1 protein-coding gene is annotated in these 267 nt (G+C 51.7%); it reads left to right on the forward strand.

Features of this window, described 5'->3' with window-relative positions; genetic code table 11:
- Positions 1–267: hypothetical protein (locus N8N51_RS10365; protein ID WP_261104143.1), on the forward strand; the 267-nt coding region annotated here is incomplete at both ends.

Genomic DNA, 267 nt, shown 5'->3' on the forward strand with positions numbered 1-267 from the left:
CCCGCAAGTCAATCAGCATCTGACTCCGCATCGACAAGTGCATCAACAAGAGCAAGTCAATCCGCATCTGAGTCAGCATCAACAAGCGCTTCCACAACAGCAAGTCAATCCGCATCTGAGTCAGCTTCAACAAGTGCGTCAACAAGCGCAAGTCAATCGGCATCTGAGTCAGCATCAACAAGCGCATCGACATCAGCAAGTCAATCGGCCTCTGAGTCAGCATCAACAAGATCATCCACGAGAGCCCGAGACTCCGGGTCTGAAACC

This window comes from Streptococcus mitis, assembly GCF_946188685.1.
Classification (GTDB): domain Bacteria; phylum Bacillota; class Bacilli; order Lactobacillales; family Streptococcaceae; genus Streptococcus; species Streptococcus mitis_CC.